Source organism: Paracoccus amoyensis, assembly GCF_014490725.1.
Classification (GTDB): Bacteria; Pseudomonadota; Alphaproteobacteria; order Rhodobacterales; family Rhodobacteraceae; genus Paracoccus; species Paracoccus amoyensis.
Map to the genome: position 1 here is coordinate 635,773 of NZ_JACOQL010000001.1, position 14,607 is coordinate 650,379.

The 14,607-nt window shown below is 57.6% G+C and carries 14 protein-coding genes and 1 tRNA gene; 12 read left to right on the forward strand and 3 right to left on the reverse strand.

Annotated features, from left to right (window positions below):
* Positions 1-159: 159 nt before the first annotated feature.
* The 4 genes from H4P12_RS03335 to H4P12_RS03350 all read left to right on the forward strand — a co-directional run bounded on the left by H4P12_RS03335 (position 160) and on the right by H4P12_RS03350 (position 4,476).
* On the forward strand, positions 160-1,758 hold the full coding sequence (locus H4P12_RS03335; protein WP_187792163.1) for a L,D-transpeptidase family protein: 1,599 nt from the start codon (positions 160-162) through the stop codon (positions 1,756-1,758).
* A 44-nt stretch (positions 1,759-1,802) separates the two neighbouring features.
* Positions 1,803-2,927 carry a UDP-3-O-(3-hydroxymyristoyl)glucosamine N-acyltransferase gene (lpxD, locus tag H4P12_RS03340; protein WP_187792164.1) on the forward strand — a complete coding sequence of 375 codons (1,125 nt, stop codon included), beginning with the start codon at positions 1,803-1,805 and terminating at the stop codon, positions 2,925-2,927.
* An 8-nt stretch (positions 2,928-2,935) separates the two neighbouring features.
* Entirely contained in the window at positions 2,936-3,196 is a 261-nt protein-coding gene (locus tag H4P12_RS03345; protein ID WP_187792165.1) for an acyl carrier protein, read from the forward strand.
* Positions 3,197-3,267: 71 nt separating this feature from the next.
* Complete coding sequence (locus H4P12_RS03350; protein WP_187792467.1) at positions 3,268-4,476, forward strand: beta-ketoacyl-[acyl-carrier-protein] synthase family protein; 1,209 nt, start codon at positions 3,268-3,270, stop codon at positions 4,474-4,476.
* Between the two features lie 72 nt (positions 4,477-4,548).
* Here H4P12_RS03350 and H4P12_RS03355 read toward each other — a convergent pair whose 3' ends face one another.
* Positions 4,549-5,421, reverse strand: coding sequence for an invasion associated locus B family protein (locus tag H4P12_RS03355; RefSeq protein WP_187792166.1), 873 nt, complete (start codon positions 5,419-5,421; stop codon positions 4,549-4,551).
* A gap of 560 nt (positions 5,422-5,981) precedes the next feature.
* On the opposite strand from H4P12_RS03355, the gene H4P12_RS03360 reads away from it, so the two are divergent.
* Positions 5,982-7,553, forward strand: coding sequence for a helicase HerA-like domain-containing protein (locus tag H4P12_RS03360; protein WP_187792167.1), 1,572 nt, complete (start codon positions 5,982-5,984; stop codon positions 7,551-7,553).
* Here the strand turns inward: H4P12_RS03360 and H4P12_RS03365 are convergent.
* Positions 7,516-7,929 (reverse strand): DUF6477 family protein, encoded by a 414-nt coding sequence (locus H4P12_RS03365; RefSeq protein ID WP_187792168.1) that lies wholly within the window; start codon positions 7,927-7,929, stop codon positions 7,516-7,518. The two genes, H4P12_RS03360 and H4P12_RS03365, sit on opposite strands and share 38 nt — an antisense overlap.
* Positions 7,930-8,146: 217 nt before the next feature.
* On the opposite strand from H4P12_RS03365, the gene H4P12_RS03370 reads away from it, so the two are divergent.
* The 6 genes from H4P12_RS03370 to H4P12_RS03395 all read left to right on the forward strand — a co-directional run bounded on the left by H4P12_RS03370 (position 8,147) and on the right by H4P12_RS03395 (position 12,761).
* Complete coding sequence (locus H4P12_RS03370) at positions 8,147-9,247, forward strand: DUF6456 domain-containing protein (protein ID WP_187792169.1); 1,101 nt, start codon at positions 8,147-8,149, stop codon at positions 9,245-9,247.
* Positions 9,248-9,429: 182 nt separating this feature from the next.
* The gene (locus H4P12_RS03375) at positions 9,430-10,344 is read left to right on the forward strand and encodes a hydrogen peroxide-inducible genes activator (protein ID WP_187792170.1); all 915 of its coding nucleotides are present in this window, start codon (positions 9,430-9,432) and stop codon (positions 10,342-10,344) included.
* Between the two features lie 75 nt (positions 10,345-10,419).
* A complete protein-coding gene (locus H4P12_RS03380) occupies positions 10,420-11,163 on the forward strand; it encodes a TerC family protein (RefSeq protein WP_187792171.1) in 744 nt (247 codons plus the stop codon).
* 104 nt (positions 11,164-11,267) lie between these two features.
* Positions 11,268-12,224, forward strand: a complete 957-nt coding sequence (lipA, locus tag H4P12_RS03385; RefSeq protein WP_187792172.1) for a lipoyl synthase — start codon at positions 11,268-11,270, stop codon at positions 12,222-12,224.
* Positions 12,225-12,312: 88 nt separating this feature from the next.
* Positions 12,313-12,396: transfer RNA gene (locus H4P12_RS03390), tRNA-Leu, on the forward strand.
* Positions 12,397-12,614: 218 nt separating this feature from the next.
* Positions 12,615-12,761 (forward strand): hypothetical protein, encoded by a 147-nt coding sequence (locus H4P12_RS03395; protein ID WP_187792173.1) that lies wholly within the window; start codon positions 12,615-12,617, stop codon positions 12,759-12,761.
* 43 nt (positions 12,762-12,804) lie between these two features.
* Here H4P12_RS03395 and H4P12_RS03400 read toward each other — a convergent pair whose 3' ends face one another.
* Positions 12,805-13,473: a GntR family transcriptional regulator gene (locus tag H4P12_RS03400; RefSeq protein ID WP_187792174.1), complete on the reverse strand. Its 669-nt coding sequence runs from the start codon at positions 13,471-13,473 to the stop codon at positions 12,805-12,807.
* 147 nt (positions 13,474-13,620) lie between these two features.
* Here H4P12_RS03400 and dctP point away from each other — a divergent pair, with 147 nt between their 5' ends.
* On the forward strand, positions 13,621-14,604 hold the full coding sequence (dctP, locus tag H4P12_RS03405; RefSeq protein WP_223115670.1) for a TRAP transporter substrate-binding protein DctP: 984 nt from the start codon (positions 13,621-13,623) through the stop codon (positions 14,602-14,604).
* Positions 14,605-14,607 lie beyond the last annotated feature (3 nt).

The following is a 14,607-nucleotide window of genomic DNA, read 5'->3' on the forward strand; positions in this document are numbered from 1 at the left end:
CTGGCGAAAATCCGCCGATATTCGTTTGTCTGTTGCAAGATGGTCTTGGCCTGTGACGTTCAAGCCACAGGGTGTTTCTGGCTTCGATTTGACCGATGTGATCGGTGGTCAGAAATGTGCGATAGTGGCATAAAACCTTAAAATTACAGGGGTCCGGGCATGTTTGGTGTTAGTAAGGTGGCGGCATTGGCTTGGGCTGCGACCGTGTCGGTTGCAGGATTGGCTGCGGCACAATCGCAACCCGGCGTGACTGTGGCTGCTGCCCCCCGGCTGGAATTCTCGGCGACCGAGATGGCACTGGCAGAAGCTGCCGCCCAGAATCCTGATCTCGCCTCATTCTATGGCAGCAACGATTTGAAGCCGATATTTACCGGAGAACGGGGCGAGGTGCTGCGACAGGCCTTGCTGACCGCAACCTCTGGTGCGCCGGAACACGGCATTCCCGTGGCGCGTTACACACCCGAGCATTTGCGGGTCAATGCCCGGGACGCGCAAAGCGAGGTGCAGCAAGCGGCGATTCTGTTGCGTTACATGCGCGACATGACGGGCGGGGTCGTGCGTCCCACGTCGGTCGCGCCGACGATCAAACGAGAGGTCAACCGCCCACGCATTGACAGACTGATCAGGGATTTCGCCACTTCGCCCGATCCGCAGCGTTTCCTGCTGGATCTGCAACCCAAGCATCCTGCCTATCTGGCCTTGCAGGCTGCGTTGTCTGGTGGTCAGACCATTGCTGTTCCTGCGGATATCCCGCGTGCCCCCGAAGCCCTTTGGCGGGTTGGCATGCAGGGCGACGGGGTGTCACTGCTGCGTGCCAGATTGGACAGCATAGGTTTCAACGCGCCAGTGACCGACCCGTTGCGCTATGATGAGGCGCTGTCACAGGCGGTTGCGCGGTATCAGGAGGCGGTCGGATTGCCCTCTGACGGGATCGCGGGCCCCAACACCATCCGGCATCTGAATGGCGATCTGGGCAATGATGGCCGGGCGCGGGCACTGATCATCTCGTTGGAGCGGATGCGCTGGCTGGCCGGCGAAGATCTGAATACGCGCCATGTCTGGGTCAATATCCCCGAGTTTTCAGCGAAAATCGTTGACAACGGCCAAGAGGTTTTCCGCACCCGGACCGTCGTCGGCAATCTTGGCCCGGACTATGAGACGCCGGAATTCTCGGACCTGATGGAATATGTCGTCGTCAACCCGCGCTGGAATGTGCCACGCTCGATGGCTGTGCGTGATTATCTGCCGCGCCTGCAATCAAACCGGAATGCGGTCAGTCATCTTGATGTGGTCGATCGCAATGGGAATGTGATTCCGCGGGGCCAGATTGATTTTTCGCGCTTCAATGCCGCGAATTTCCCATATCGTCTGCGACAGAAACCCGGCACCGATAATGCGCTTGGGCTGGTGAAATTCATCTTCCCGAATGCGTGGAATATATATCTGCACGACACGCCGTCAAAGCATCTGTTCGGTCAGCGTAACCGCGCGCTGTCGAACGGCTGTATCCGCATCGGTGATCCTTTTGATCTGGCCTATGCGCTTTTGTCCCAACAAACCGAAAACCCGCAGGCGATGTTCCAGCGGGCACTGGACAGCGAAAAGGAAACCTGGCTGGCGCTAAAGCCGAATGTCCCGGTTCATCTGGTTTATTTCACTGCATTCCCAGATGAGAACGGGCAGATCCGCACCTACAATGATGTCTATGGCCGTGACGATCTTGTGTGGGCAGCTTTGCAGAAGGCGGGGTGGAATTGATCGTTCGAAGGGATTAGATCTCCAGCCAGGTAAGGGGAACGATCATGGCTGACACTCAGACCGTAACTGTTGGCGATTTGGCACGCGCGCTGGATGCGCGAAGTTGGGGTGATACCAGTCTGCGTGTCACGGGTGCTGCTGAACCTTCGGCGACCGAACCCGTCGGCACGGATGGCGGAACGATAGCCATGGCCATGGCGCCGAAATATGCAGACACGCTGAAGCCGGGAAGCATGGCAATCCTGGCCGAGGGGATGGACCCCGAAGCCTATGGCTTGAAGGCAGCAATCTTTGCGCCACGGCCACGCTTGCTTATGGCGGGACTGACGAAAGCATTTGATCCTGGGCCGGAAATAGCGCCCGGCATTCATCCGACTGCCGTTATCGATTCAACCGCACATATCGGGCCGAACGCGGCAATTGGTCCTTTTGTCGTGATCGGCGCAGATGTGAAAGTCGGCGCGAATGCACGGATCGCGTCACATGTTTCTATTGGGCGAGGTTCCTCGCTTGGCGATGATATCGTGCTGCATCCCGGGTCGCGGATCGCGCATGGCGTTCACGCCGGCAACCGTCTGATCCTGCAACCGGGGGCATCGATCGGCGGTGACGGCTTTTCCTTCGTGACGCCCGAGGAATCTGGAATCGAGGAAATTCGCCGCACTTTGGGCAGCCGCGAGGATATCCGGGAACAGCATTACACGCGTATCCACTCGCTTGGCGGGGTCGAGATCGGGAATGATGTCGAGGTCGGTGCAAACGCCACAATCGATCGCGGCACGATTCGGGCAACGCGAATCGGCTCTGGCACCAAGATCGACAACCTTGTTCAGGTTGGTCATAATACCATTGTTGGTGACGATTGCCTGCTGTGCGGGCTGGTTGGCATCGCCGGATCAACCAAAATCGGCAATAGGGTCGTTCTGGCGGGGCAGGTTGGCGTTTCGGACAATATCGAAATTGGCGATGATGTCATTGCAGGCGGCGCATCCAAGATATTCACCCGCGTGCCGGCCGGGCGCGTGATTTTGGGCCATCCTGCGGTGAAAATGGAAACGCAGATGGAAATCCAGAAAGCCATGCGGCGACTGCCACGTTTCGCACAACAACTGGCAAAACTTCAAGAAACTGTTACACGACTGTTGGAAAAGACGGAAAAAGACACTTGAGGATAGATATGATGGTCAGGACACGCATCAGGGAAATCATTGCCGAACAGGCCATGCTGGAACCCGACCAGGTCACCGATGACGCGACACCACAGGATCTGGGCATTGATAGCCTTGGCCTGGTCGATTCCATCTTTGCGATCGAGGAAGAGTTCGACATTTCGATTCCCTTCAATGCAAACGAGCCTGAAAAGTCAGAATTCGATATTACGAACATGGGCACCATCATCGCGGCTGTCGAGCGGCTGGTGGCGCAGAACGCCGCATGAGTTCGAAGAAGTCGAAGACCTCTGAGGCCACACGATCTGGCGGCTCTGATGTGGTGACGACGCAATCTGGCCTGCGCCGTGTGGTCATTACGGGGATGGGCACGATCAATGCGCTTGGCCACGATGTCGCCAGCACGCTGGAGGCGTTTGGTGAAGGGCGTTGCGGGATCAGCCAGCTTGATTTTCGCGATGTCGATCGCTTGTCGATCCAGATCGGCGCACAGGTTCATAACTGGCGCGCAGAAGATTACTTCAATCGCCAGCAGATCCTGCTTTACGACAAATTCACCCAGTTCACGCTTCTGGCAGCAAAACAGGCCGTCACGCAATCTGGTCTGAACTTTGAGGGCGTGCTTGGCCTGTCATCCGGCGTCGTGCTGGGCACGGCGGCAGGCGGCCTGAATACCTGGGATGAAAACTATCGGACCGTCTATGAGGAAGGGAAAAACCGCGTCCATCCCTTCGTCGTGCCGAAGCTGATGAATAACGCCGCCGCAAGCCATGTCTCGATGGAATATGGGCTGCGCGGTCCGGCCTTTACCGTCGCGACGGCCTGCGCCAGCAGCAATCACGCCATGGGCCTTGCCTTCCAGATGGTGCGGTCTGGCGCAGCCAAGGTGATGCTGACCGGCGGATCCGAGGCGATGTTGTGTTTTGGCGGCGTTAAGGCCTGGGAAGGTCTGCGCGTCATGTCCAAGGACGCCTGCCGTCCATTCAGCGCCAACCGGAATGGTATGGTGCAGGGCGAAGGTGCGGGGGTTTTCGTCTTCGAAGATTACGAAAATGCACGCGCTCGCGGCGCCGATATTCTGGCCGAGGTGGTGGGCTTTGCCATGTCATCGGACGCGCAGGACATTGTCATGCCTTCCGCGCAAGGCGCCGAACGCGCGATCCGTGGCGCAATGCAGGATGCCGGTCTGAACCCGGAGGATATTGATTATATCAATGCGCACGGCACCGGCACGGCTGCGAATGACAAAACCGAATGCGCGGCTGTCGCGCATGCTTTTGGCCATCACGCCGATAAGTTGATGATGTCGTCTACCAAGGCAATGCACGGCCATATCATTGGCGGAACTGGGGCGGTGGAACTGCTGGCCTGTATCATGGCGCTGCGCGACGGGGTGATTGCGCCGACGATCGGCTATGAAGAACAGGACCCCGAATGTGCGCTGGATGTCGTTCCGAATGAAGCGCGGGACGCGAAGGTAGACGCCGTCCTGTCAAACGCTTTTGCCTTTGGCGGCCTTAACGCAGTCATAGCCTTGCGCCGCATTTAACGACGTCTAAAAGCAGACACGAAAAAACCGCGCCTTTCGGGCGCGGTTTCCTTTTTGTCAGATGCTGGCAGATTATTCTGCCGGGGCTGCTTCGCCTTCAGCCGGGGCTGCTGCTGCGGCAGGCGCTTCAGCGGCCGGGGCGGCCTCGGGGGCTGGCGCGTCGGCATATGCCTGCAATTCGTCGAAGGCGGCGGTGAAGCCCGACAGCGACAGTTGCAGCTGGATCGGTTCTTCCGATGTCGCACCGAACGGGCGCAGCGAGACTTTGGCGGTATTGCCGCGCTTCAGTGCCGACAGTTCTGCAGCGGTGAAGCCCATGCGGGAAATACAGCCAACCGGGGCGCAGAAGCTGAACGGGTAAGCGCGCGGTTGTGCGTTGTCGATTCCCAGTCCCAGACCTTGGATCAGGTCGGTTTCCAGCGGGGCGATCAGCGTTGCACCGGCTGCAATCTCGCCATTTTTCAGCGGGATCAACGTCATTTCGGCGACCGAGTTTCCTTGGCCATCCTTCATCAACTGATACAGCTCGCACGGGTCTTTGCCCTGGTCGGTGCGAATGCAGCGGGTGGTCCATTCGCCATTGGTCGATTTGGCGTAATATTGACCGACTTGCGATTCTTCCTGTGTGGCAGCGGTTTCGGCTGCGTCTGCCGGGGTGGCAGCTGCCGGGGTTCCTGCCGCGGGTGTTCCTGCTGCAGGCGCCGTTCCTGCCGTAGGCGCTGCGCCTGCGTCAGTCGCTGCCGGAGTATCGGCAGCCGGAGCGGCGTCAGCCGGTGCCGGTGTGGCGGGCGTTTCAGCTGAGGGCGTTTCAGCTGATGGCGTTTCTGCCGGTGCTTCGGTCTGGGTCGGGGCAGGGGTTGCCTCGGGTGTGGCATCCTGCGCGAATGCCGGGGCGGCAATCAGTGCCAGCGCTGCAATAAGCGCCTGCGAGTGTTTGATTGGCATGGTTGTTTCTTCCCTTTGCTCAATGCGTTGACGCGACCTAACACGTCCAATCTGCTTTGTCAGGCGGCATCGGTATCATCTGTCTTCACCTTGCCTTGACCACTTTACAAGCTGGCAGTCTTTCGCTGGTTGCGGGGATAAGCAAGCGTTCAATATCCTTGCCGAAGGCTTTTCTTGCAGCAACAGCCGTTTGGATAGACATTTAATAATGCATACAAAAAGGGCCGCAGCGCTGCTGCGGCCCCGTAACGCTATTTGCAGCGTTCTCTCCCTGCCGGACTGGCCGGTCTTTATTGCGGGCAAGCTAATCGCGCTGCTGTGATCCGTCAACTGTTCAATTAGTTTGATGCGATCACATTAATTATGCTGATGGGCACCCCTACGGAAAAAAGCCGCGCCCGAAGGCGCGACAGTCCAACAGGGAGGAAGGTCCGCAGATCGCCTGAACGATCCCCGGACGATTCGAATACTGACATGAAGCGGTTAAGATTGTATTTTCCTGCCGCACGCAGCACTGTGCGACGCGGATAAATGATCAAAGCAAAGTTGAGGTCCAGGTCATGGCAAAGGTGCTTGATGACGATGCAAACACGATTTTCGTCGGCGGCGCTGGCACGGATTATGCGACCGCGCAAAATCTGCTGCTGAAATACGGCAATCGTCACGGCTTGATTGCCGGGGCGACGGGCACGGGCAAGACAGTTACCTTGCAGACATTGGCGGAAAGCCTGTCATTGGCCGGCGTTCCGGTCTTTCTTGCAGATGTGAAAGGCGATCTTGCCGGCCTGTCGCAGACCGGCGGTGACAATCCTAAGCTGGCCGAAGCGTTCCAGACCCGGGCAACGCAGATCGGCGTTGATCTGGATTATCAGGCTTTTCCGGTGACGTTCTGGGATGTCTGGGGCGAAAAGGGGCATCCTGTCCGCACCACTCCGGCCGAAATGGGGCCGCTGCTTCTGTCGCGCCTGCTGGATCTGACGGATGCGCAGGAAGGCGTAATGAATATTGCTTTCCGGGTCGCGGATGAAGACGGGCTTGCGCTGCTGGATCTGCAAGACTTGCAATCCATGCTGGTTTGGGTCGGTCAGAATGCGAGCGAATTGTCGCTGAAATATGGCAATGTCAGCCCTGCCAGCGTCGGTGCAATTCAACGCGCCTTGCTTGTGTTGGAGAATCAGGGCGGATTGAAACTGTTCGGTGAACCCGCGCTGGAACTATCTGACATCATGCGTCAGGACAGTTCGGGGCGGGGGATGATTAATATTCTGGCTGCCGACCGGCTGATGCATTCGCCCCGCCTCTACGCAACCTTCCTGCTATGGTTGCTGTCAGAGCTATTCGAACAACTGCCCGAGGTTGGCGATCCCGACCGTCCGCGCATCGCGTTTTTTTTCGACGAAGCCCACCTGTTGTTTGATGACGCGCCCAAAGCGTTGGTCGACAAGGTTGAGCAAGTCGCACGCTTGATCCGCTCAAAAGGTGTCAGCGTCTGGTTTATCAGCCAAAACCCTGCGGACATTCCCGAAGAAATTCTGGGACAGCTTGGAAACCGGGTGCAGCATGCCTTGCGCGCGTTCACCGCCAAGGACCAGAAAGCTTTGCGCATGGCCGCAGAAAATTACCGGCCAAACCCCGCGTTCAATACGGCCGAGGCGATCCAACAGGTTGGAACGGGTGAGGCTGTGACCTCACTTCTGGAGGCGAAAGGCGTTCCGGGAATTGTTCAGCGAACACTGATCCGCCCCCCGTATAGCCGACTGGGGCCTGTTTCAGATGCAGAACGCAGCGCGGTGATGAACGCCTCTTCCATGGGGGTGAAATATGACAAGCTACTGAACCGCGAATCCGCGATGGAGGTATTGGCCAAGCGTGCTGATGATGCGGCCAAACAAACGGCAGCAGCGACCCAAACGACCAGGGCAAATGACGACCTGTTTGATATGAACCGGGACGAATACCAAAACGCCCGGCGCTACGAGCCACGCGCCGAAGCAAAGCCAAAGCGTAGCAGCAGCGGTCGCAGCGACACCATTGTGGAAACCTTCGGGAAAAGCCTGGCCCGTCAATTGGGAACAAAATCCGGGCAGGCGCTGGTCAGAGGTGTTCTGGGCTCGTTGTTCCGCGGTCGTTAGGATTGATAACCTGAAGGGCGGCTTCATGGGCCGCCTGACAGACCTGCCTGGCAGGTGTAGCCGGGACGGCAACCGTTGCAATGGCCGCGCGCATTTCAGCCAGAATAGCGATCATCAACAACACATGTCGGTGCAGGTCATAATCTGCGCGCCGCTCTAACCGGGCGGCGTTTTGCATTTCCTCTTCCGCCCGCAGTCGTTGCAGGCATGTGCCGGGTTTTGGGCAGCCGTCGCTGCGCAACAGACGCGGAAGATCACGTTCACGCCGCCAACCCGATTGCCCCTCGCGGGCCGCCCGGATCAGCATCCGGGGGCGGCGCAGACCGGACGTCATGACGCGAGGTTGGAACTGGATGATGTTTGGCATGTAGCTCATCTGGGCGATCTCCTGAAAGGCGTGTGATGCCAACTTGGCACAACCTAAACGGGTGTTGCCTGAACCCTGTCTGCAGCGAACGCTGACCGAATAAATATTTAGGGTTTGTTAGGGAATGTTGCCCCTATGTGAAGAAACCACCCGGAAATTAACCGGAATTAACGCAACCCATGCGGTAGTCTTCTGCCGGACTACCCAAGGCCGACAAGGACGCCCCATGAGAATTTTGACCGGTGATTTCGCGACCGAAAGCTGCCCTGCGGATCACTATTCTATAGCTGAACAGTCCGATCATGGCTTGCTGCCAGAAGATGCCAAATTGTATCTGCGGCATATCGAGGATGGCCATTCGATCCGTGCACTCGCAAGAGAGGCGGGCTGCCATCCGTCAACCATCCTGCGCCGTATTCGCCGGTTTGAAGCCCGCCGCGACGATCCGCTGGTCGATCGTGCGATCTCCGAAGCGCAGCGCCGAAAGCCCGAGTTTGACGAAAGGCAGGCATTGCGCATCTTGCGCCGACTGGCCGAGCCATCTGCAATCATGGTGGTGATGGATGCAATGCCAAGGGCGATTGTGTCCCGAAAGGAAATCACGACTGCAGTTCTGGATCGGCATTTGGCCGAAGCGATTGCGCTGAAGAACTGGGTCATTCTGGTGCCCGGACCGTCACGCTACCAGCGTTATGTGATTTCGATGGCCGGTCGGGCCGCATTGCGCGATATGCTGCACCCGTCCAAACAGCGTGGCGTCCAGCCGCCGGCCGAGGCGTTTGACGATGCAACGCCTGTGGAGGAAACGAATGGCTTTGCCGAACAACATCGTGTCTGGCAGCACCGAGTGCTGAAAGATCCCGAAGATGGTCAGCGCCGCAAAACGCGGGTCAACATCGCCGAAAGCCCGCTGCTTCTGTTGGCGCGACGCCGCGACAGCAAGGGCGAAGCGTTTTTGACGCCAGAGATGGTTGCCGCAGGCGAACGTCTGCGCGAGGATTTTGAACTGGCCCAAATGGGGCCGCGTGTCACCCAGAATTGGGATGGCTTCATGACCTCGGGCATTGATGTCAGTCGAAATGGCGGTGGCTACCGGGGCGGATCGGAATCTGCGCGTGATCGCGTAGCTTGTGCGTTACGGGAACTGGGGCCTGGAATGGGTGATATCATCTTGCGGGTCTGCTGCTTTCTTGAGGGGATCGAAATGACTGAACAGCGCCTGGGCTGGTCCGCGCGTTCAGGCAAGATCGTGCTTCGTCTAGCGTTGATGCGGTTGGCTCGGCACTATCAGGATACGTATGGAAGTGGGTCAAGACTGATCGGATAAGCAGGTATCAGGTAACGAGTTGAGGCGCTGCGGCGCCTCTTTTGTTATGTATTTGATAAGTAAAACAAAAAATAATTAAACCCTGAGTTGTGAAAAGTTAATTTTGCTGGACAGCGTGTCGATTTTAATTGTACGCATAAATTTTAACTGCTTTTGGTATCCCTCAATCATCAGTTAAGCTTATGAATATCACGCTACGTCAGCTTAGATATTTTCTGGCTTTGGCCGAGCAGGGGCATTTCACCCGTGCCGCCGAAGTCATTCATGTCACCCAGCCTGCACTTTCAATGCAGATACGCGCCTTGGAAGAGGCGGTCGGCACAAGGTTGGTGGAACGAACCGCCGCTGGTGTCGTGCTGACGCCGCAGGGTCGGGCCCTGGAAAATCATGCGCGACAGGTCATGGCATCGATGGCCGGGCTGGAGCAGGGTTTGCGGCGCCCGGGACAGGGGGGGCGGTTGATGTTGGGGATGATTCCAACCGTTGCCCCTTATCTTTTGCCAAGCGCCTTGCCGATTCTTCGCGCCAGTGACATCGGCCGCGATCTGCATTTGCGAGAGGCGCAGACCGACCGGTTGCTGGACGAGCTTTCCGCAGGGCGTCTGGACGTCGCCGTGATCGCGTCTCCGCCTGACCGTCACGACATCGTCGCGCAGCCTTTATTCACCGATCAGTTCTTGCTTGCTGGCAGCGAAGCGCGGATCGACCAACTCCGCGGCCGCGCGCTAGAGCCACATGACCTGGATCCGGGCAATCTTCTTTTGCTGGATGAAGGGCACTGTCTGGGTGATCAGGCGCTTGAGGTATGTGGGCTGAACCGCCGCAGCAGCCGGCTTGACCTTGGGGCGGCATCGTTGTCGACGCTTTGCCGATTGGCCGCGCAGGGCATGGGACTGACCTTTCTGCCGGAGATCGCCTTGCGACAGGAAACTGCGGCTGCACCTGGCCTGACGGCCATTCGCTTTCCCGACCCGCAACCGGCCCGAGATGTGCTTTTGGTGCGCCGTTCGTCAACCGAAAGTGATGGCTGGTTCAAAGAACTGGTGGATGTTCTGCGTCAAACGGGCCGTGAGCTGGTTAAGAACCGACCTTCCTGAAACACAATTTGCCGTTTGCAGAATCTTAGTGTGATCCCATATCCATGTGACTGATGTCATTTTGGAAAAGGACCGATGGACAGTATACTGGCCTTGATGAACGACCCCGCCGCATGGGTGGCGCTTGCAACCTTGATGGTGATGGAGGTCGTGCTTGGCATCGACAACCTCATCTTCATCTCGATCTTGACCAACAAATTGCCCGAACATCAACGCGAACGGGCGCGTAAGATCGGGATTGGCTTGGCGCTGATCATGCGGCTTGGCCTTTTGGCGACGGTCGCGTGGATTGTTCAATTGACTCAACCCGTCGTCACGATCCTTGGGAATGAGCTGTCCTGGAAAGATATCATCCTGATCGTTGGCGGTCTGTTCCTCGTCTGGAAGGCGACCAAGGAAATTCACCACCACGTCGATCCGACCGATCACGAAGATACAATGGTCGGGACCGCAACAAGCACATTCGGCGGCGTGATTGCCCAGATCCTTGTGCTGGACCTGGTCTTTTCGATCGACAGCATCATCACCGCCGTCGGCATGACGCCGCATATTGAAATCATGGTGGTTGCTGTTGTCACGGCAGTGACGGTGATGCTTCTGGCAGCCAATCCGCTGGCGAATTTCATTGAAAAGAACCCGACCATCGTGATGCTGGCCCTGTCCTTCCTGTTGTTGATCGGGACGACCCTGATTGCAGAAGGGTTCGGCGTGTATGTGCCTAAAGGCTATGTCTATGCCGCGATGGCCTTCTCGGCCACTGTCGAGGCGTTGAACATGTGGGCTCGAAATGCCCGCCTGCGGAAACAGAATCGCAAATAGCCTTTGCGTCAGACGGTGTGCAGCCATGCAGGGCACGCCGTCTGCAACGCGTTGCCTTAGCGGCAATTATTGATTAATTTCGAGTGAACCGCGACCGAAAGGATATGACCTTGCGCGATCTTCGGATGCCAGACCAGCGACACCCCGAAAAGGCCCATCGGCCCGATCAGGAGCAGCCAAAGAAACCTTCCTGGATTCGTGTGAAGGCTCCGATTTCGGAAGGCTACAAGAAAACCCGTGACATCATGCGTGAAAATCGCCTGTCCACGGTATGCGAAGAAGCCGGCTGTCCAAATGTCGGCGAATGCTGGTCGCAAGGCCATGCGACCATGATGATCATGGGTGAGATTTGCACCCGTGGTTGCACCTTTTGTAACGTCGCAACGGGCCGCCCCGATACGTTGGACGCGTTTGAACCGGGGCGTGTGGCGCATGCGGTCCAGAAACTGGGCCTGAAACATGTCGTCATCACCTCGGTCGATCGCGACGATCTGGACGATGGCGGCGCAGAGCATTTCGCCCAGACCATTCGTGCGATTCGCCACCGCTCACCCTCATCCACGATCGAGGTGTTGACCCCGGATTTCCTGAAATCCAAGCCGGGTGCATTGGAAACTGTGGTCGAGGCGCGTCCCGATGTGTTCAACCACAATCTTGAGACGGTTCCGGGCCTTTACCCGACTGTTCGTCCCGGTGCGCGTTATTTCCACAGTCTGCGCCTGCTGCAAAAGGTCAAGGAACTGGACCCGACGATGTTCACCAAATCGGGGATCATGGTGGGTCTGGGCGAGGATCGTCAGGGCGTCTTGCAGGTCATGGACGACATGCGCGCAGCCGATATCGACTTCATGACCATCGGTCAGTATTTGCAGCCGTCACCCAAACACCATCGGGTTGATCGTTTCGTCACGCCAGAAGAATTCGCTGGCTACGAAAAATCTGCCTATGGCAAGGGATTCCTGATGGTTTCGGCAACTCCGCTGACCCGATCATCCTATCACGCAGGCGATGATTTTGCGCGCTTGCGTGATGCGCGGATGGCGAAATTCAGCCGCGCCTGATTTGCGCGCAGGCTTATCGGAAAATCGCCTCGGCAAATGATTTGGGACCTTGCCGAGGGTCGAAATCCCCGCTATTCCAACCCCCGTTGCCCGAGTGGCGGAATGGTAGACGCAGCGGATTCAAAATCCGCCGACGCAAGTCATGTCGGTTCGAGTCCGACCTCGGGTACCACCGCAATCCTGAAAATTCAGTTGCCGACGCTGTGCAACCCATCACGGAAATGATGGGCTTGTTGGCGGCTCATATGTCCTGATCCCGACCTGGTACACGCGTCTCATTGAGCGAATTTCCGGCCCGTCAGATAGTCAAACAGCTCTTGTTGGCAAAGAGCGCTGCTTTGACCTGCAACATGAGCTAGGATTTTCACGGCTGCCAATGACGAAAATCAGGTGCGCAGGCTGTCGAATGAAGATTTCGACAGCGGGAATGGTGCCAAGATGCTGACCACCAAGGCACTGGGCGAAGAAGAGGGCGGTTGGTGCGGCGGCCGCCGCTACACGACCCTGTGGTGGCCAGATTTCGGATGCGATCATTGATTTTCCAGCCGATGATCGAGCTGCGACGTTGCCAGCGGCATCGTCATTTTGAACGAGGCTGCAGTTTCGCATCGCCCCGCGACAACTGTGCCATGAAATCGGTAAAACGTTCGCCCTGAATCAGAATATGGGCGCGTTGCGCCATTGCCGCGGCCGCGTCGTCACCCGCTTCGATGGCCGCCACAATCATCGCATGTTCGGCCAGTGATTGCCGTAAACGCCGAGGAACGCGTAGCTGTTGACGGCGAAACGGGGTCAGTCGCAGATGCAGCAGTTCGGCCTGTTCGGTCAAGAAACTGTTGCCTGAACCCGCATAGATGGCGCTGTGGAAACCGCGATTGGCGGCGTAATAGGCGGATACATCGTGAACCGCAGATTCGCATTTGCGCAGCCAACCGTGCAATTCCGCAATCAGTTCGGGTGTTGCGCGGCGCGCGCACAATCTGGCACAGGCGGCCTCTAACTCTGCCATCACCTCGAACATTTCGACGATACGAACGGTCGAGGGGTTCAGGACTTGTGTGCCGCGCCGTGGCTTCAGTTCCACCAGCCCCGATGCGGCCAGGCGCTGCAATGCTTCCCTGACGGGGGTTCGGGATACCCCGAATCGTTCTGCAAGCGCCGGTTCCTCCAGCCTCGTGCCCGGCGGCAGGATGCCCTCGACGATCTCACTTTCCAGCTTTTCGCTGATATCGTCTGCAACGCTGCCCATCACATGCCTCATTCTTCGTCTTCAGAATTATCGCTTGTGTATACACAGAAGTCGATACAGTATTCATGACGGAGGAGTTTTCCTGTCCTGACCAAAGAGTCGGGCAGGGGCATCGGCGCAATTTGCGCCGCTCAGGGAGGAAAAATAATGACCAAGATGATGACCGCCGCGTTGATCGCGGCGACGATGCCATTGGCCGCCGGGGCCGAGGTTTTACGCGCAAGCCATCAGTTTCCGGGCGGCAAAGGCGATGCGCGGGATGAGATGGTGCAAATGATCGCCAAGGACGTTGCCGACGCCAATGTCGATCTGGAAATCCGCGTCTATCCGGGTGAATCGCTTTACAAGGCCCGTGAACAATGGGGCGCGGTGACCAGCGGACAGTTGGATTTGACCTCATTCCCGCTGGACTATGCGGCTGGTCGGGTACCGCAATTCAGTGTGACCTTGATGCCTGGATTGGTCCAGAACCATGAACGGGCGGTGCGTCTGAACGATTCGCCCTTCATGGAGTCGATTCACAAGCTGGTTGAAGATAACGGCGCGCTAGTCATTGCAAATGCCTGGTTGGCCGGTGGCTTTGTCAGCAAGAAGAATTGCATCACCGCACCGGATACGATCTCGGGGCAGGTGACCCGTGCCGCAGGCCCGGCGTTCGAACAGATGTTGGTCGGGGCAGGGGCCTCGATTTCCTCGATGCCATCGTCGGAGATTTATACTGGGATGCAGACAGGCGTTCTGGATGCGGCCAATACCTCATCTGGATCGATGGTCAGTTATCGGTTGTTTGAACAGGCCAAATGCCTGACCGCGCCGGGCGAAAACGCCCTTTGGTTCATGTACGAGCCGGTGATCGTTTCAAAAAAGGTCTATGACCGCCTGACGCCCGAACAGCAGCAGGCATTGATGGATGCCGGGCAACGGGCCGAGGATTGGTTTGCCCAACAGGCAACGGGTCTGGATCAGAAGATGATCGACACGTTCACCCAAGCCGGTGTCGAAATCACCGAAATGACAAAAGAGAACTACGACGCCTGGCTGCAGATCGCGCAGGACACGTCCTACAAGGTGTTCTCGGAAGATGTCGAAGGCGGGAAAGAGCTGATTGATCAAGCGCTTGCCGTTGACTGATCG

Excerpts from the sequence above, each read along its gene's own strand:
- H4P12_RS03335 (WP_187792163.1), top strand. The coding sequence starts at position 160 with ATGTTTGGTGTTAGTAAGGTGGCGGCATTGGCTTGGGCTGCGACCGTG.
- lpxD (WP_187792164.1), top strand. The coding sequence starts at position 1,803 with ATGGCTGACACTCAGACCGTAACTGTTGGCGATTTGGCACGCGCGCTG.
- H4P12_RS03345 (WP_187792165.1), top strand. The coding sequence starts at position 2,936 with ATGATGGTCAGGACACGCATCAGGGAAATCATTGCCGAACAGGCCATG.
- H4P12_RS03355 (WP_187792166.1), bottom strand. The coding sequence starts at position 5,421 with ATGCCAATCAAACACTCGCAGGCGCTTATTGCAGCGCTGGCACTGATT.
- H4P12_RS03360 (WP_187792167.1), top strand. The coding sequence starts at position 5,982 with ATGGCAAAGGTGCTTGATGACGATGCAAACACGATTTTCGTCGGCGGC.
- H4P12_RS03365 (WP_187792168.1), bottom strand. The coding sequence starts at position 7,929 with ATGAGCTACATGCCAAACATCATCCAGTTCCAACCTCGCGTCATGACG.
- H4P12_RS03370 (WP_187792169.1), top strand. The coding sequence starts at position 8,147 with ATGAGAATTTTGACCGGTGATTTCGCGACCGAAAGCTGCCCTGCGGAT.
- H4P12_RS03375 (WP_187792170.1), top strand. The coding sequence starts at position 9,430 with ATGAATATCACGCTACGTCAGCTTAGATATTTTCTGGCTTTGGCCGAG.
- H4P12_RS03380 (WP_187792171.1), top strand. The coding sequence starts at position 10,420 with ATGGACAGTATACTGGCCTTGATGAACGACCCCGCCGCATGGGTGGCG.
- lipA (WP_187792172.1), top strand. The coding sequence starts at position 11,268 with ATGACCTTGCGCGATCTTCGGATGCCAGACCAGCGACACCCCGAAAAG.
- H4P12_RS03400 (WP_187792174.1), bottom strand. The coding sequence starts at position 13,473 with ATGGGCAGCGTTGCAGACGATATCAGCGAAAAGCTGGAAAGTGAGATC.
- dctP (WP_223115670.1), top strand. The coding sequence starts at position 13,621 with ATGACCAAGATGATGACCGCCGCGTTGATCGCGGCGACGATGCCATTG.